General features: G+C 63.2%; 13 protein-coding genes. 3 read left to right on the forward strand and 10 right to left on the reverse strand.

The window, feature by feature from the left end; genetic code table 11:
• Position 1: 1 nt before the first annotated feature.
• The 3 genes from AC6H34_RS21705 to bcp all read right to left on the reverse strand — a co-directional run bounded on the left by AC6H34_RS21705 (position 2) and on the right by bcp (position 3529).
• On the reverse strand, positions 2-2098 hold the full coding sequence (locus AC6H34_RS21705) for a molybdopterin-dependent oxidoreductase (RefSeq protein ID WP_497540177.1): 2097 nt from the start codon (positions 2096-2098) through the stop codon (positions 2-4).
• Between the two features lie 115 nt (positions 2099-2213).
• Positions 2214-2870 carry a hypothetical protein gene (locus AC6H34_RS21710; RefSeq protein WP_448151261.1) on the reverse strand — a complete coding sequence of 219 codons (657 nt, stop codon included), beginning with the start codon at positions 2868-2870 and terminating at the stop codon, positions 2214-2216.
• Between the two features lie 182 nt (positions 2871-3052).
• Positions 3053-3529: a thioredoxin-dependent thiol peroxidase gene (gene bcp / locus AC6H34_RS21715; RefSeq protein WP_497540178.1), complete on the reverse strand. Its 477-nt coding sequence runs from the start codon at positions 3527-3529 to the stop codon at positions 3053-3055.
• Positions 3530-3940: 411 nt separating this feature from the next.
• On the opposite strand from bcp, the gene AC6H34_RS21720 reads away from it, so the two are divergent.
• Positions 3941-7294, forward strand: coding sequence for a YhdP family protein (locus AC6H34_RS21720; protein ID WP_497540179.1), 3354 nt, complete (start codon positions 3941-3943; stop codon positions 7292-7294).
• 111 nt (positions 7295-7405) lie between these two features.
• Here the strand turns inward: AC6H34_RS21720 and AC6H34_RS21725 are convergent, their stop codons facing one another.
• Positions 7406-8236: a class I SAM-dependent methyltransferase gene (locus AC6H34_RS21725; protein WP_497540180.1), complete on the reverse strand. Its 831-nt coding sequence runs from the start codon at positions 8234-8236 to the stop codon at positions 7406-7408.
• 596 nt (positions 8237-8832) lie between these two features.
• Between AC6H34_RS21725 and AC6H34_RS21730 the strand changes: the two genes are divergently transcribed.
• Positions 8833-9168, forward strand: a complete 336-nt coding sequence (locus AC6H34_RS21730) for a hypothetical protein (protein ID WP_497540181.1) — start codon at positions 8833-8835, stop codon at positions 9166-9168.
• A gap of 23 nt (positions 9169-9191) precedes the next feature.
• Here AC6H34_RS21730 and AC6H34_RS21735 read toward each other — a convergent pair whose 3' ends face one another.
• The 6 genes from AC6H34_RS21735 to AC6H34_RS21760 form a co-directional block, all read right to left on the reverse strand.
• On the reverse strand, positions 9192-9539 hold the full coding sequence (locus AC6H34_RS21735) for a hypothetical protein (RefSeq protein ID WP_448147039.1): 348 nt from the start codon (positions 9537-9539) through the stop codon (positions 9192-9194).
• 166 nt (positions 9540-9705) lie between these two features.
• Positions 9706-10206: a DUF934 domain-containing protein gene (locus AC6H34_RS21740; RefSeq protein WP_497540182.1), complete on the reverse strand. Its 501-nt coding sequence runs from the start codon at positions 10204-10206 to the stop codon at positions 9706-9708.
• Between the two features lie 59 nt (positions 10207-10265).
• On the reverse strand, positions 10266-11039 hold the full coding sequence (locus AC6H34_RS21745; RefSeq protein WP_497540183.1) for a phosphoadenylyl-sulfate reductase: 774 nt from the start codon (positions 11037-11039) through the stop codon (positions 10266-10268).
• The gene (locus AC6H34_RS21750; RefSeq protein ID WP_497540184.1) at positions 11023-12690 is read right to left on the reverse strand and encodes a nitrite/sulfite reductase; all 1668 of its coding nucleotides are present in this window, start codon (positions 12688-12690) and stop codon (positions 11023-11025) included. Before AC6H34_RS21750 ends, AC6H34_RS21745 begins: the two co-directional genes overlap by 17 nt.
• Positions 12690-12989, reverse strand: a complete 300-nt coding sequence (locus AC6H34_RS21755) for a DUF2849 domain-containing protein (protein WP_497540185.1) — start codon at positions 12987-12989, stop codon at positions 12690-12692. The genes AC6H34_RS21750 and AC6H34_RS21755 overlap by 1 nt, the downstream gene beginning before the upstream one ends.
• A gap of 169 nt (positions 12990-13158) precedes the next feature.
• Positions 13159-13929, reverse strand: a complete 771-nt coding sequence (locus AC6H34_RS21760) for a GNAT family N-acetyltransferase (protein WP_497540186.1) — start codon at positions 13927-13929, stop codon at positions 13159-13161.
• Positions 13930-14150: 221 nt separating this feature from the next.
• Here AC6H34_RS21760 and AC6H34_RS21765 point away from each other — a divergent pair, with 221 nt between their 5' ends.
• Complete coding sequence (locus tag AC6H34_RS21765; protein ID WP_497540187.1) at positions 14151-14732, forward strand: hydrolase; 582 nt, start codon at positions 14151-14153, stop codon at positions 14730-14732.
• Positions 14733-14742 lie beyond the last annotated feature (10 nt).

Below are 14742 nucleotides of genomic sequence, written 5' to 3' on the forward strand. Positions count from 1 at the left end.
CTCAGGCTGCTTGAAGCTTGCGGATGGCGACCTTGTTGTCGTGAAAGGCGCCGCCACCCACCGGGGCCGGCGCATCGGCCCCCGTCAAAGTGTTGATACCCTTGCCATCCTCATAGGATGAGTTCGGCCAGATCGACTCGGCGATCAGGACGCCTCGGCGGAGGCCGGAAAAGACCTTGGCGTGGAGTTTCACGCTGCCGCGCAGGCTGGTGAGCTCGACCTTGTCCCCGTCATCGATCTCGGCGGCTGCGGCGTCGTCGGGATGGATCAGCACGGTCGGCCGTTCCTCCTTGGCCAGCGAAGTCGGAGTCTCCGTGAAGCTCGAATTGAGGAAGTTGCGCGCCGGGCTGGTCGTGAGGCGGAAGGGGAAGGTCTCATCGGCCAGTTCGATTGCCGTCCAATAGTCCGGGAACTCCGGCATGTCGTGCACGGGACCGAATTTCGCCGGGGCGGCGTAGGGGTTCTTGGGCCAGTTGGCCTTGAGGCGGAACTTGCCGTCGGGCCAGCCGAAACCGTCGAGGAAATGTGCCTTCTCGAAGGGCTGCTGCACGTCAAGCCAGCGCTTTTCCTCCAGTTCCGCCAGCGTGCCATGCCCGGAAGCCTGCAGCGTGCGGTCGATCAGCTCGCGAGGGTCCATGGCGAAGGCCGGATGCTCGGCACCGACGCGCGCGGCGACGGCCGTGATCACTTCATGATTGTTGCGGCATTCACCCGGCGGATCTACCAGCTTCGGCCCCAACAGGATGTGCTGCTGGCCGCCGGCCTGATAGACATCGTCATGCTCGACGAACATCGTCGCCGGCAGGATGATGTCGGCCATTTTCGCGGTATCCGTCATCACCTGCTCATGCACCACGGTGAAGAGGTCTTCGCGTGCGAAGCCCTGCTTGACCAGGGTCTGGTCCGGCGCAACCGATAGCGGATTGGTGTTCTGGATCAGCAGCATCTTCACCGGCGGACCGCCCAGCAGGGCTTCGGGGTCTCCTGTGAGGATGGGGCCGATGCGCGATTGGTCGAGCTGGCGCACTTTGGGGTCGCGCACGTCCAGCCCCTCGATCAGGCTCTTGCGCCAGCCGAACATGCCGGAATTGGAATGCAGGGCGCCGCCGCCTTCATGTTGCCAGGCGCCCATCACCACTGGAATCGAGCTGACCGCATGCATCGCGGCCGCCCCGTTGCGCGAGCGTGCAAAGCCGTAGCCGAGGCGAAAGAAAGTGCGGGGGCGTTCGCCCAGCAGCTTGGCCAGCGCCTCGATTTCGGTAGCGGGAACGCCGGTGATCGCGGCGGCCCATTCGGGTGTGCGGGTGGCCAGATGTGCCTCGAACTCGCGGGGATGGTCGGAGAACTTCTCGAGGTAGGGCCGGTCCGCGTAGCCGTCCCGGAAAAGAACGTGCATGAGGGCACAGGCAAGCGCCCCGTCTGTACCCGGCTTGAGGATGATCTTGACGTCGGCCTGCTGCATCGTGGCGTTGTCGTAGACATCCACTGCAACGATCCGCGTGCCGCGTTTCTTGCGGGCGGCAGCGGCATGGGTCATGACATTGACCTGAGTCACCACCGCATTGGTGCCCCACAGCACGATGCAGTCCGACTGCGCCATCTCGCGAGGATCGGCGCCGGCCATGCGGCCATGGCCCGCGAGATAGCCGGCCCAGGACAGAGAGGTGCAGATGGTCGAATACTGGCCGGAGTAGCGTTTCGCATTGCGCAGGCGGTTGATGCCGTCGCGCATCACCAGCCCCATGGTGCCTGCATAGTAATAGGGCCAAACGCTCTCCGCTCCGAAATCTCGCTCGGCCGCCAGCATGGCCTGCGCGGTGCGGTCGAGCGCCTCGTCCCAGTCTATGCGCTTGTACTGGCCCGATCCCTTGGGACCGGTGCGCATCAGGGGATGGAGGAGGCGGTCCTTGTGATGCACGCGCTCGGCGTAGCGGGCCACCTTGGCGCAAATGACGCCCTTGGTGAAGCTGTTGTCCGCGGCACCATACACCCGCCCGATCGTCTTGCGGTCGAGCACTTCGACCTCCAGCGCGCAGGTGGAGGGGCAATCATGCGGGCAGGCGGAGGCCCTGCGGATCGGGCCGAGCGGTCTGTTCATCGAAAGCTCTTGATGTTGCCCGGCTAATCTACGGGCAGGGGCCGGCAAGCGCCAGCCCCGCTTTTGTCCATCGCAAGAATTGATGGATCCATTCATGCGGCGAATGAGGCGTCGTCTATGCCAGGATATTCACGGCGCGGGCCGCGACGAGGGCGACGGTGAGCAACGAAATCATCGCTTCCGTCATCATCAGGAGCTTGGCCCGCGCAGACAATGGCAGGGTGTCGGTCGGCGAGAAGGCGGTCGCGTTGGTGAAGGCGAGGAAGAGGTAATCGACGAACCCCGGAATCCAGTTGTCGAGCTCACGGTCGGACAGCGTCATCTGGGGGAACAGGAAATCTGCCTCGGCTCGTTTCGTCAGCCCGCAGGTGGGCGGCCCTCCGCGGTCCGTGCTCCAGTACCAGAGCGCGAAAATGATGACATTCGTGACCCAGATGTTGAGGGCGTCCACCAGCAGGGTCTGGGCGCTGCCGCCATGGCCTTCCAAGAGCCGGCGCACGAGCTGGAGGAGCGCGAAGCAATTGATAAGGCTGACGACGGCGGTGAGAAGAATGGCCGTCCGCCTGATCCAGAGGCGATAGTTTCGGATGGCTTCCCAATGATGGTCAGCCGTCGCCGAGCGAACCCTGACCTGTGTCCAGGCCGTGGCGATGGAGAGCGGGATGAGCATGATCAGCTCGATGGCCGGGGCCAGCCAGCGTGGGCCGACGGTCAGGTCGTTGACCAAGAGCAGTTGGAGCATGGCGATGACGAAGACCGCGCCGCGCGCCATCCAGAAATCGAGGGCGTAGTTGTGAATGACGACATGAACTTTCTGCACTTGGCGGGCTTCTCCGGAACAGAGATGACGCCCCAGACACTCCGCACGACAAGCCGACGGATATCGCCCCGCGCACGTGCTTGCGCCGCGGTTGTGGCCAAATCAAGCCCGCTACCGCCGCCTCGCGGCAGGTCCTAACGGGCGTGCAGGGCCTTCGCCGCCTCCAGGACCTCCGCCACATGATTGGCGACGCGTACCTTGGGCCAGACCTGGGAAATGACGCCCTTTGCGTCGATCAGCATGGTCGTGCGCTCGATGCCGAGATAGGTGCGACCATACATGCTTTTCTCGCCCCAGACTCCATAGGCATTCAGCATGTCGAGCGTTTCGTCAGAGGCGATGGTGGTGCTGAGGCCATGCTTGGCGACGAATTTCTGCTGCTTCTTGACCGGATCATGCGAGACGCCGAGGAGCTCGGTGCCGGCGGCGGCAAAATCTGCCTTCGCGCCCGAAAAATCGATCGCCTCGCGTGTGCATGCTTCCGTATCCGCCTTGGGATAGAAGAAAATGACGAGCTTGCGGCCTTTGAAATCGGCGAGACTCACGATTCCGCCATCAGCCTTTGGGAGGGAGAAGGCGGGAGCGGGCTGCCCAGCCTGAAGCGTCTGCATGTGCCTTCCTTTCGACCAAATGGCGGCTAAGAGCACAATCGTGTATGGGTCATGACAGGTATGGTCCAGAGCGTTTCTGCCTTCGTGTTCCTGCGTCGGCGAATTCGTGTCGGAAACAACGGTTTGTCCAGCGTATCGGCAGATGGCCCGGCTTTTCGAAAGTCGAGCTGTTTCAAGTGTTTGTGTCTTCATCTTGCTGCAATCCCCCGGTAAGGCCGCAAGGCGGGATGAGACAGTGGTCACCCCTTCGCGCGCAGGCTCGCGAGGGGCCTATTGAAAGAGGCTGGCGAATCGTTGATGCCAAGGAACGTCCATAACGCGTTGCAGAAAAAGGAGCCGGAGGCCGAAAAGCCGAAGGATGCAACGACAGCCGTGGATAGCTCCCGCTACGGCACTTCCCACGAGAATGAAATGCCGCATGAAACGGCGGCCCGCGAAGAGCGCGTGCGGTCACTGATACGTTCCAAACGGCATCGGCGCAGCTTCGGGGCGATCTTCATGCGCCGCTGCGTCTCCCTGATGCTGACCCTCGTGGCCGTCGTCTGCGCGATGGCCGGCATTCTTTATTGGCGTCTGGCCAACGAGCCGATGTCGATGCCCTTCGTCACGCAGACCGTTCGGGATGCCATCGCGGAGAAGATGCCGCCCGGCTATCGCATCAACATAGCGGATGTTGCGCTGGAGCGCCGCGACAGCGGCATGACCGCGACCATCAGCGGCGTCACGATCCAGGACGGCAACACCGAAATCGCATCCGCGCCGCGCATCGTCATCGGGCTCGATACGGCTTCACTCCTGGCGGGCAGCGTGGCGGCGCGCTCCATCGTGGTCGAGGGAGCCGCGGCGACGGCCTATGTCAGCCGCGACGGCAAGTTCACACTGCGGCCGGGCGTACAGACGGCCGAACAGCCGGTGGGAGAGGCCTTGTCGCCGGTGGCGGTCATGAACGCGCTCGACGCCATCATCGCATCCGCCGGATCGGTGGACACCGTCGAGGTCAAGGACGCTACCCTCGCCATCCACGATCAGGCGCTCGGGCACGATATCACCCACCGCAACATCGACCTGACCATCAGGCGCACCGCGACGGCGGGAGGCCTGTCGATCGCCCTGGCCGCCGGCGGCGGCACGGTGAACGCGACCACTTCGGGCACGGGCGACGAGCCCCGCACCATCGACGTGAAGGCGAACAACCTCGTACTGAGCGAACTGGTGACGACATTCGCGCCGGGCGCGGAGCAGCCCGCGATGACCGCTTCGTTCGACGTCTTGGCGCGCGCAACCATCCAGGCTGATGGCACGCTGGAGATGGCGCAGGCCAACGTGACGAGCGAGGGCGGCGTCTGGGACGTCGAGCCGCGGGCCGATCCCTTCGTCTACGACAAGGCGGGCATCAGCGTTCACTGGGACAAGGCCGCACATGTCGTGCGGCTGGACAGCGCCATGGTCAAGGCCGGAGAGGGCATCATCGATTTCAAGGGCACCATAGTTCCGCCCTCGGCCGGCACCGGAGAAATCTGGACTTTCAACCTGGCTGCGCCGGATGTCCTGCTTGCCGGGCGGCGCGCCGAGCAGCCGCCGCTCAAGCTCGATCGCATCGGCGTCGAGGGACGCTATGATCCGGCTACAAATCGCCTGACCCTCGACAAGGGCGGGGCGACCGGTCCCACGGTGGCCATCGGCTTCACCGGCGGCGTGACTTTCGGGGGCAAGACGCCTGCCATCGATCTTGAACTGGACGCGAAGAACTTGCCCGCGGTGGCCATGACGCGGGTCTGGCCGGTGTTCTCCCTGCCTCGCGCCAAGGCGTGGATGGAGGACCACATCAAGGCCGGCGTGCTCGATGGCGCAAGACTGACTCTTACCGTCCCCCGGGACGCACTGGTCGCCGTCAACGGGAAGACACCGCCTTTGCCTGACGAGGCGATGCATGGGGAGGTGACGGTCTCCAACGGGACGGTGCAGATCGTCGATACGCTTCCGCCGGTCAGCAATGTCGAGGCCAAGGTCACTTTCAGCGGTCGGCGTCTCAATGTCGTCGTCGACAGCGGCAGCATCGATACGGGGGACGGCGACGAGCTTTCGGTCGAGAAGGGCTCCTACACAATCCCGGACTTCGCGCCCAATCCGCCGGACCAGATCGTCGGCTTCTCGATCAACGGTCCCACGCGTGCGGTCGCCAAGCTCCTAACCCAGCCTCCGCTGTCGGATGCGGTCAAGGGGATCGAGATCGATCCGAACAGCGTCACCGGCACTGCTGATCTCGACGTGAAGCTCGAAATGCCGCTCGAGGACCATCCCAAGCCGGAGGAGGTGCACTATTCCGTTACCGGCGGCATGGAGGATATGTCGATCGACCACCTGTCGGGTGGCAAGCTCGACAACGGCACCATGAAGGTCTCCATCGAGCCGGGGCTGCTCCTGCTTACCGGCAAAGGCGTTTTCGGGGGCCTGCCGGCCACCATCGATATGCGCAAGGCGGCCGATCACGATGCGCAGATGGCCCTCAACGTTACGCTCGACGATGCGATCCGCAAGAAGAAGGGGATTGATTTCGGCGATGCGCTGAGCGGGCCGATCGTGGCCGATATTCGTCCCACGAACGGAACGAACGATCCTCAATTCGACATCGACCTCGATCTGACTGCGGTACGTATCAAGGACCTGCTGCCCGGCTGGCAGAAGCCGGCAGGCAAGCCTGCGAAGGCCAGCTTCACCTGGAATCCTGCCGACAAGGGCGGCGGGGGGACGGTGCAGGACATCGTCGTCGACAATGGACCCGTGTCGTTGCGCGGCAGCGTGGCTCTCACAGCCGACAACAAGCTGCGCAAGGCGACGATGAGCACGATCCGCCTGTCGCCCGGCGACGATTTCCAAGGCACCTTCGAACCTGCCGCCAACGGCTGGAAGGTCTATGTGCGCGGCAACCAGCTCGACGCTCGCCCGCTGCTCTCCTCGCTCCAGAAGCGCTCGAAGGCGAGCGGCGCCAATGGCAGCTTCAGCGCCGACATCAAGATCGACAAGCTGCTCGGCTTCAACGACGAAACGCTCAGCTCGTTCGGCCTGGCTCTCGAGAGCAAAGGCACGACGATCCGGAAACTGGACCTCAAGGGCACTTCGGATAGCGGCGGCCAATTGACGGCCGCTCTTAACGACGACGACAGCGGCTCCAACGTCATCGACGCCCAGTCCACCGATGCCGGTGCCTTCATGCGCTTCATGGACTATTATACGCATCTGCGCGGCGGCAGCCTTTCGGCCCGTGTCACGCCGGTGATCGATAACATGCGCGGCAATCTCATCATGCGCGATTTCGCGGTGGAGAACGAGCCGGCTCTCGGACAGTATCGCACCACCCTGAAGAATTCGGGCAAGGCCTCGGTGGACGCGCCGCTCAACGGCAACTCCGCCAAGTTCACCCGCCTCCAGCTTTCCTTTACGCGGACGGCCTCGCGCATCGGCATCCTCGATTCAGTGGTCTGGGGGCCGGATGTCGGCGTCAGCCTCTCCGGCGACATCGACTACGCGGCGGATCGCGTCGGCCTTGTCGGGACTTTCGTGCCGGCCTATGCGCTGAACAACATCTTCGGCAAGATCCCCCTTCTCGGCGAGATCCTCGGGGGCGGCAAATATGGCGGCCTGTTCGCCATCAACTTCAAGGTCGCAGGCCGGGCCAGTGCGCCGGTGCTGACGGTGAATCCTCTGTCCGCCATTGCGCCCGGCTTCCTGCGCAAGATCTTCGAGTTTCAGAAACAGACCAATTGAGGCCGTTGCTCAGCGCGTTTTACTTTCGGACGGGATCGTCACGTATCGCAAGATCCTCGTGATTTCCGCATGTCAGGCAGAGCGAACCGTTCGAACTGCCCCCAACCTGCCCTAGAAGCGGAAGCGCAGCAGGCGCCCGACCTTGCCAAGCGCCGGCACAACCTGGAACAGCCAGATCGCCGCCCGCGTGGCGGGGGTCATCCTGGCGAGTTGGCTAGGGTCGTAGCCTTCCGGCGAATAGGCATGCAGATCCTGCATCAGCCGCAGTCGCGGGATCGCCTTCTCGATCGTGCCTGGATCTTCCAGGCTCCAATGCACCTGGGCGCCGCTTGCCCGCAAGAAGGGCTGCTTGCGGATGATACGCAGGCCAAGCCGGCTATAGGCGTCGAAGGCCAGTTCGCCGCCCGGGAAGTAGGCGGTGAGGTGGTCGAGCAGCGGCAGGGCGGCGTGGCTCGGCAGATAGGGCGAAACTCCCTCCGCCAGGATCAGGGTGGGGCGATCGGCGGGTACCGTCTCGAGCCAGCCGGAGTCGGTGAGGGATGCACCGATCAGGGTGTAATCGCTGCGCTCGGGATAGAGGCGCCGCCGCAGTTCGATGACTTCCGGATAGTCGACATCGAACCAGCGCACACCGGGCGGGGGATCGAGGCGGAAGATGCGGCTGTCGAGCCCGCAGCCGAGATGCAGCACGGTGCAGCCCGGGTGGAAAGCGAGGAAGGCCTTCGTCCAGCGGTCGAAGACATGGGCACGCATGGCGATGGCGATCAGGATGTCGCGGGTGACGTGCAGGCTCTTGAAGTCATAGTCGATACGTTCGATTGCCGCCGCGGCGAAGCGATCGTGCAGGAGCGAGTCCGGCAGGCGGCTTTCCTCGCCCTTGCCGTAAAGCGTGATGAGAAGTGTCTGCTTCTCTCCGGTCAGCGAGACCTTTTCGACAACCATGACGGCACTCTGGATACAGGAGGACACGACATCGCCGATGCCTCGACCGGGCGTTTCAGCATGTAGACCTTACGTCCGATTGATGGCCTGACGCCACACCGATGTCGCGCCAGTGTGCTTAACGGCGGGTAATGCCAGGTGGTCCTGGCGGGGGGAGCCGCGTTCGGATGCGGCAGCACGAATGATTGGAGAAGACGGAGTAACCGCCAGTATAGAAGTCGACCCAAGCCTCACATTGCGCCCCAGCCGTATTCTATACGGGTGTTTTTGCGCCGTGTTGTGCGTTTTCGCACAGCGCGTGCATGTTCATTCGATCTAAACAGAGATTATCAACGTATTTGGACTTGAAGTCTCGGCCGCGCTATGCAATAGCCGCGCCCGGCGCTGACATAGTGCCGTTGAGCAGGGAAGATGCCTCGATCAGTCGATGCTGGTCCCTGCAGTTTGCATTCCATCGAAGGTATTGCTCTGCGCAGTTTGCTGCGCCTGGGCGGCTTGTGACTAAATGTTTCAGCCTTGGGCGCTGCTCGTGCAGCGCGTCCAGGGGCGGATAAGTATTGCGTGCGGATGTCAAGACCAATCAACAGGGGGTAGTCGTGATCTGGCCCGTCGTCATGGTATCTATACTTGGAATTTTCTGCGGGACCCGGATTCCCCTGTTGCCTTTTTCCCTTGCCATTATGGTCGCGGCCCTCGGGGGGACCGCTTCGATGTGGATCGATGGCGTCGAACCCGGCTTTATCCTGCTCGAACTGGGGGTGATCATGTTTGCGCTGCAGGCTGGCTACCTGGTCGGGCTGATCAGCCGGGACTATCTGCTCCAGCGCCGCTCCGGCGAATGGTATTCGTCTTCGGAAACCGTTCCGCAGGAATACCGGAACAGGAATGTCGAGCGCCGGATGCTCCGCGTGAGCCAGGCGCCGCTTCCCTGATCTCGTCCGTCGAGCGGAGCCGATCAGCTCCGCGACAGCCGCCGTGCATTCGCCCGCACCCGCTTCTGGGCGGGCCTGGCAGCCGCCACCGCCACGGCCATCATGCCGGTCGCGATGTCGCCAGCGTCGGCCTTGCCCATCGCGGCACGAAGACTTAGCGCCGTGAGCTGCTGGGAGGCTGCAAGCGTACCCTCTGCCAGCGCTTCGAACTTCTCGATCACCATCAGGTTCGCCTCGATGATGCTCTCCGGGTGAGGCCAGAAAGGCAGGCTCGCCAGGATCGGCATGCGACGACTAATGGTTACGGTGCTGGCGTGGTGAGCTTCGATCGCGGACGACATCGCCCGCAGGAACAAGGTCGGAAATGACAATACGGTACCTCCGATTAGAGGAGGATTGTGGTCCCTTACGGCAGGTGGTGCAAGGCCGACCTTTGCATGCCACCTGTGTGCCTGAAGCATCGTGGCGAAACGCGTTGCCCGCCGATTGTACCGCCGGAGTGCACAAAGCAGCTCACGACTGCTAAAGGGGCCGGAATCACGCCCAGCGACGCCAGGGCTTGAGCGGATCGCCCTTCTTGCCGTCGGTGCCGGTAGGCTGGTAATGCTCGCGCGAAACGGGGACCTTTCCGGCCTCGAGTGCCGCAACGGTCGGCGCATTGCTGATGTCGAGCGCATCGAAGCCGCAGCGAATCATATAGGCGACACGGTCGAACAGAATGTCGCCTACGGCACGCAGCTCGCCGCGAAAGCCATATCGCTCGCGCGCGATGCGGGCGAGCGAGAACGCGCGCCCATCGCCGAATTTCGGGAAGGCGAGGGCGAGAAGCGGCAAGCCTGGCAGGTCGTCCGCGATGAGTTCGATCTTGTCGGCGGGCTGCAGCAGGACGCCGAGCGGCGTGTTGCGCGCCGACAATGCGTCCTTCTCCGCGAGAAAGCGCTTGAGTGACACGATCACCGCGCCTTCCGGCAAGACCTCGTCATCGCCGACGGAGCGATAGCTGTCGGCCTCAAACTGGCCGTTCTTCCAAAGGGCCACGGGAGCCTCCTTCATACCGCCTCATGCCGAGGCAGGTTCCGCAAATGCGAGCGCCTTGCTCAGATGCCGCTGCCGGATTTTTCCGGCGTGACATGGATGCCGCACTCGATCTTCCCCTTGCCGCGCCAGCGCCCGGCGCGAGCGTCCTCTCCCTCGACGACCCGGCTCGTGCAGGGCATGCAGCCGATGGAAGGATATCCGTCGGCGACCAGCGGATGTGGCGGCAGGTCATGCCTGGTCAGGTAGTCGGCAACGTCCTTCGCGCTCCAGTTCGCGAGCGGGTTGACCTTGATGCGGCCGGACTCGGCTTCGAACGGGCGGAGCGCCGAACGCGTCGCTGCCTGGTGACGCTTGCGGCCGGTGATCCAGGCGGAAAACGGTTCTAGGGCCGTGTCGAGCGGATCGACCTTGCGGATCCAGCAGCACATGTCGGGATCGCGGTAGGCGAGCAGCCGGTCAGGATCCTCCTGCTGCACGAGCGCCGCACGAGGCTTGGCCGTGCGCAGATCGGTTAGGCCGAGCCGGCGCGCCAGCTCGTTGCGGTAGAGCAGCGTCTGGCTGAACAGACGACCGGTGTCGAGGAAGATCACCGGCGTCGCACGATCGATCTCGGCGACCATGTGCAACAGGGCGGCCGATTCCGCGCCGAAGCTCGAAACAAGCGCGATGCGGCCGCCATAAAGCGAGAGCGCGGCCTTCAGGATATCCTGCGCGCTGGCGTCGTGGTACTGGGCTGCCAGGGCTATGGCCTGGGCTTCCGGATCCACATCGGCGCTGACCGCTAGGCTATCCACAGATGAAGCCACGCCATGGTAATCAAGCACGCTGTCCATAGAGTGCCTCCTTGAAGGGCGGCAGGCCGACACGACGAACCGCCTCCAGGAATGTTTCCGTCGGAGAAAGCCGCAGGCCCAGATAGGTGTCCACGACCTTCTCCACCGCGTCGACGATGCCGTCGACACCGAATCCGGGGCCGACGAGCTCGCCGATCGAACAGTCTTCGCGCGCCGAACCACCGAGCGTAATCTGGTAGTTCTCCACGCCCTTGCGGTCGACGCCGAGAATGCCGATCGCCGCGACATGATGGTGTCCGCAGGCATTGATGCAGCCCGAGATCTTGATCGGCAGGTGACCGATTTCCGCCTGGCGCTCAGCCGAACCGAAGCGCTCGGACAGTCCCTGCGCGATCGGGATCGCGCGCGCATTGGCGAGCGAGCAGTAGTCGAGCCCCGGGCACGCGATGATATCGGTGATCAGGCCCTCGTTCGGCGTTGCGAGACCGACAACCTGCAGCGCCCCGAACAGGGCCGGCAGATCGTCGAGTTTCACATGGGGAAGCACGAGATTCTGCACGTGGCTGATCCGGATCTCGCCCAGCGAATAGCGGTCGGCGAGGTCGGCGACGAGATCCATCTGGTCGGACGAAGCGTCGCCCGGGATGCCGCCGATCGGCTTCAGCGAAATGGTGGCTATGCCATAGCCCGGCTTCTTGTGGGCATGGACGTTGACCGCGACCCAGCGAGCGAAGGCAGCGTCCTTCGCCTTGGCCGCATCGAACACGGGCGTCGCGCCGATCGCCTCGAAGGGGCTGGCAGCGAAGTACTTCGCCATTGCCGCTACCGATTCCGGCGTCAGCTTGAGGGCGCTATCCTTGACGCGATCGAATTCGGCCTCGACTTCCTCGCGGATCGCATCGAGCCCCTTTTCATGCACCAGGATCTTGATGCGGGCCTTGTACTTGTTGTCGCGACGGCCCTCGAGGTTGTACACGCGCATGATCGCCTCGGTATAGGTGAGGAGATCCGCTTCGGGCAGGAACTCGCGCAGCGCCTTGCCGACCATCGGCGTGCGGCCCTGGCCTCCGCCGACGAAGACGCGGAAGCCGGTCTCGCCTGCCTCGTTGCGCACGATCTGGTAACCGATGTCATGCACGCGCACGGCCGCGCGATCTTCCTCGGCGCCCGTGATGGCGACTTTGAACTTGCGGGGCAGGTAGGACAATTCCGGATGCGCGGTCGACCATTGCCGCATGATCTCGGCATAGACGCGCGGATCGGCGATCTCGTCGGCAGCGGCACCGGCGAAGTGATCGGCGGTCACGTTGCGCATGCAGTTGCCGGACGTCTGGATGGCATGCATCTCGACATCGGCGAGTGCCTGCAGCACGTCGGGAACGTCCTTGAGCGCAATCCAGTTGAACTGCAGGTTCTGACGCGTGGTGAAATGACCGTAGTCACGATCCCAGCGCCGGCCGATCATGGCGAGCTGGCGCAACTGCTTCGACGACAACGTCCCGTAAGGCACGGCGATGCGCAGCATATAGGCATGCAACTGCAGATAGACGCCGTTCATCAGGCGAAGGGACTTGAACTCCTCTTCGGTGATGTCGCCCTTGATGCGGCGGGCAACCTGATCGCGGAATTCCTCCACGCGCGCCTTGACGAAAGCGTGGTCGAACTCATCGTAACGATAGAGAGCACCCATTATTCGGCGGCCTCGAGTTCAGCCTTGGGCAGGTAGGCGATCGTCGGCCCGAGCGCGCGGATAGCCTCGCGCAGCCTGGCGGGGCGAGGGGTCTTGCCGCTCAGGTTCATCTCGACCGCATAGACCTCGACGACGTCCTGCTCATTGGCATTGGCATTGACGGAAGCGATCACGGCGTTGGCCGCGGCCTCATCGGTTTCGATGGCGCTGTCGGCGACATCGAGCGACCAGCTTCCGCTCGGCGTGCGGAACACCACGCGCCCATCCCTCAGGCGATTGGCAGTGATAGCGAGCGGCATGGCGAAAACCCTGATTGGAATTTATCCACGATATCGGTTCTCGCATTCATTTTGTCAAATAGATTTAAATACATACAAAAAATGTGATTAATGGCTCGGTTTGAAAATAACCTTTTTTATCAAGATCATGGGTAGGAGCCATGCGTCGGCCTCAAGGCAGATTTCTCGATCACGATTGCTTCAAGCGATACGAATAACGTCCAATTTCTGTAGAAAAGCCCAAGCTCCTGTAGAGTTCGAGCGCTGCCGTGTTGGCTGCCATCACCGGCAGACAGGCGCCATCCGCCTGCTCCTCGCGCCGGGCCCAGGCAAGGATCGCTTCCACGGCGAGACGGGCGTGGCCTCTGCGGCGGAACGCCAGGTCGGTCGCCACGGAGTTCAGGCAGACGATGCCGTCATGCACGGCACCGAAAGCGATCGCGGCGATCTGTCCATCGGGGACGAGGGAGGCCGAGAAGGCCGCCGGCAACGCGATCGATCCGAAGAGGGCCCGGCTGCTGGCCTGCGCGGACATGCTCTGGCCCTGGATGCGGGCGAGGGCCTGGAGCCAGCTCTCCACCACGCTGGTCTGCAACGTGACCGTCGCGGGTACATCCTGCCCGGGCTTGCTTGCAAGGTTGCGATGGAGGATGCAGCTCTCATCGAAGCGGGCACCGTATCCTGCCGCATCGAGAGCAGGATCGAGTATTTCGACATCGAGGCTCGAAAGCTGGAAGATCGTCGGCAGGTCATGCCTGGCATAGAGCTTCTCGCAAAGCCGAATCTTGGCGCATGGGTCCGTGCTGGAGGGCCAGAGCAGGCTGATCGAATTGGCGCGCTTGGTGTGGCCACGCGAAAAACGCAACTGCCAGCCGTCCAGCGTGACGCTCTGCAACGCCGGCCAGCCGTTGAGGCAGGCCTGCTCCGCGCGCTTGGCGAGGATGGTGGAAGGATAGGCCATGATCCGAGGCTCCGAACTTATGCATGTCTCCCGGCAGCATAGCCAGGCCGTGCATCCCCACGGAACCCCTTTGGCGCTTTTCTGGATGCTCTGCCTCTTTGCACGGTGACAACGCCCGCATTAGCGTCTTGAGCACGGGGAAGCCGGGCTTCTATAACGGCGGATGATGGCAGGTGAGCCTGCGCGGCTCCCCGTGCCTGATGCAAGACTGGAGTGTGGCAATGTTGAGCCTGGACCCTCGCCGTACGGCGCTTGTCCTGATCGATCTGCAGAATTGGATTGTAAACCGGCCTCTCGCGCCGCATTCGGGCGAGGATGTCGTCGATCGTTCCCTTAAGATGGCCAAGGCGCTCAGGAAAGCCGGAGGCGTCGTCGTGCTGGTGCGCGTGGCCTTCTCCGACGGCTATGGGGACGTCGTGAAGGTGCCCGTCGATTCGCCGATGATCCTGCCCGAGGACAGGATGCCGGCCGACGCCATCGCCTTCGACAAGCGCATCAGCACGTCCATCGCCGACGTGGTCATCACCAAGCGGCAATGGAGCGCTTTTCACGGGACTGAACTCGACCTGCAACTGCGTCGGCGCGGCGTCGATACGGTGATCGTCTCGGGCATCGCCACCAATTTCGGCGTGGAAGCGACCGTGCGCGATGCTTTCGCCCACAATTATGCCCCGGTGGTCCCCGAAGACGCCGTGAGTAGCATGTCTGCCGAAATGCACCGCTTTTCGATCGACAACGTCATGCCACGTCTCGCGCGCATCCGTCCCACCGAGGAAATCCTCCAAGCGATCAAGGGCGGCTGAGGATCGGAGC

The organism is Labrys sp. ALF-8 (assembly GCF_059699065.1).

Bases quoted from the DNA above. Each gene is read 5' to 3' on its own strand.
- AC6H34_RS21710 (WP_448151261.1), bottom strand. From the start codon at position 2,870: ATGGCGCGCGGCGCGGTCTTCGTCATCGCCATGCTCCAACTGCTCTTG.
- AC6H34_RS21750 (WP_497540184.1), bottom strand. From the start codon at position 12,690: ATGGGTGCTCTCTATCGTTACGATGAGTTCGACCACGCTTTCGTCAAG.
- AC6H34_RS21720 (WP_497540179.1), top strand. From the start codon at position 3,941: ATGCCGCATGAAACGGCGGCCCGCGAAGAGCGCGTGCGGTCACTGATA.
- AC6H34_RS21755 (WP_497540185.1), bottom strand. From the start codon at position 12,989: ATGCCGCTCGCTATCACTGCCAATCGCCTGAGGGATGGGCGCGTGGTG.
- AC6H34_RS21765 (WP_497540187.1), top strand. From the start codon at position 14,151: ATGTTGAGCCTGGACCCTCGCCGTACGGCGCTTGTCCTGATCGATCTG.
- AC6H34_RS21725 (WP_497540180.1), bottom strand. From the start codon at position 8,236: ATGGTTGTCGAAAAGGTCTCGCTGACCGGAGAGAAGCAGACACTTCTC.
- AC6H34_RS21745 (WP_497540183.1), bottom strand. From the start codon at position 11,039: ATGGACAGCGTGCTTGATTACCATGGCGTGGCTTCATCTGTGGATAGC.
- AC6H34_RS21705 (WP_497540177.1), bottom strand. From the start codon at position 2,098: ATGAACAGACCGCTCGGCCCGATCCGCAGGGCCTCCGCCTGCCCGCAT.
- bcp (WP_497540178.1), bottom strand. From the start codon at position 3,529: ATGCAGACGCTTCAGGCTGGGCAGCCCGCTCCCGCCTTCTCCCTCCCA.
- AC6H34_RS21760 (WP_497540186.1), bottom strand. From the start codon at position 13,929: ATGGCCTATCCTTCCACCATCCTCGCCAAGCGCGCGGAGCAGGCCTGC.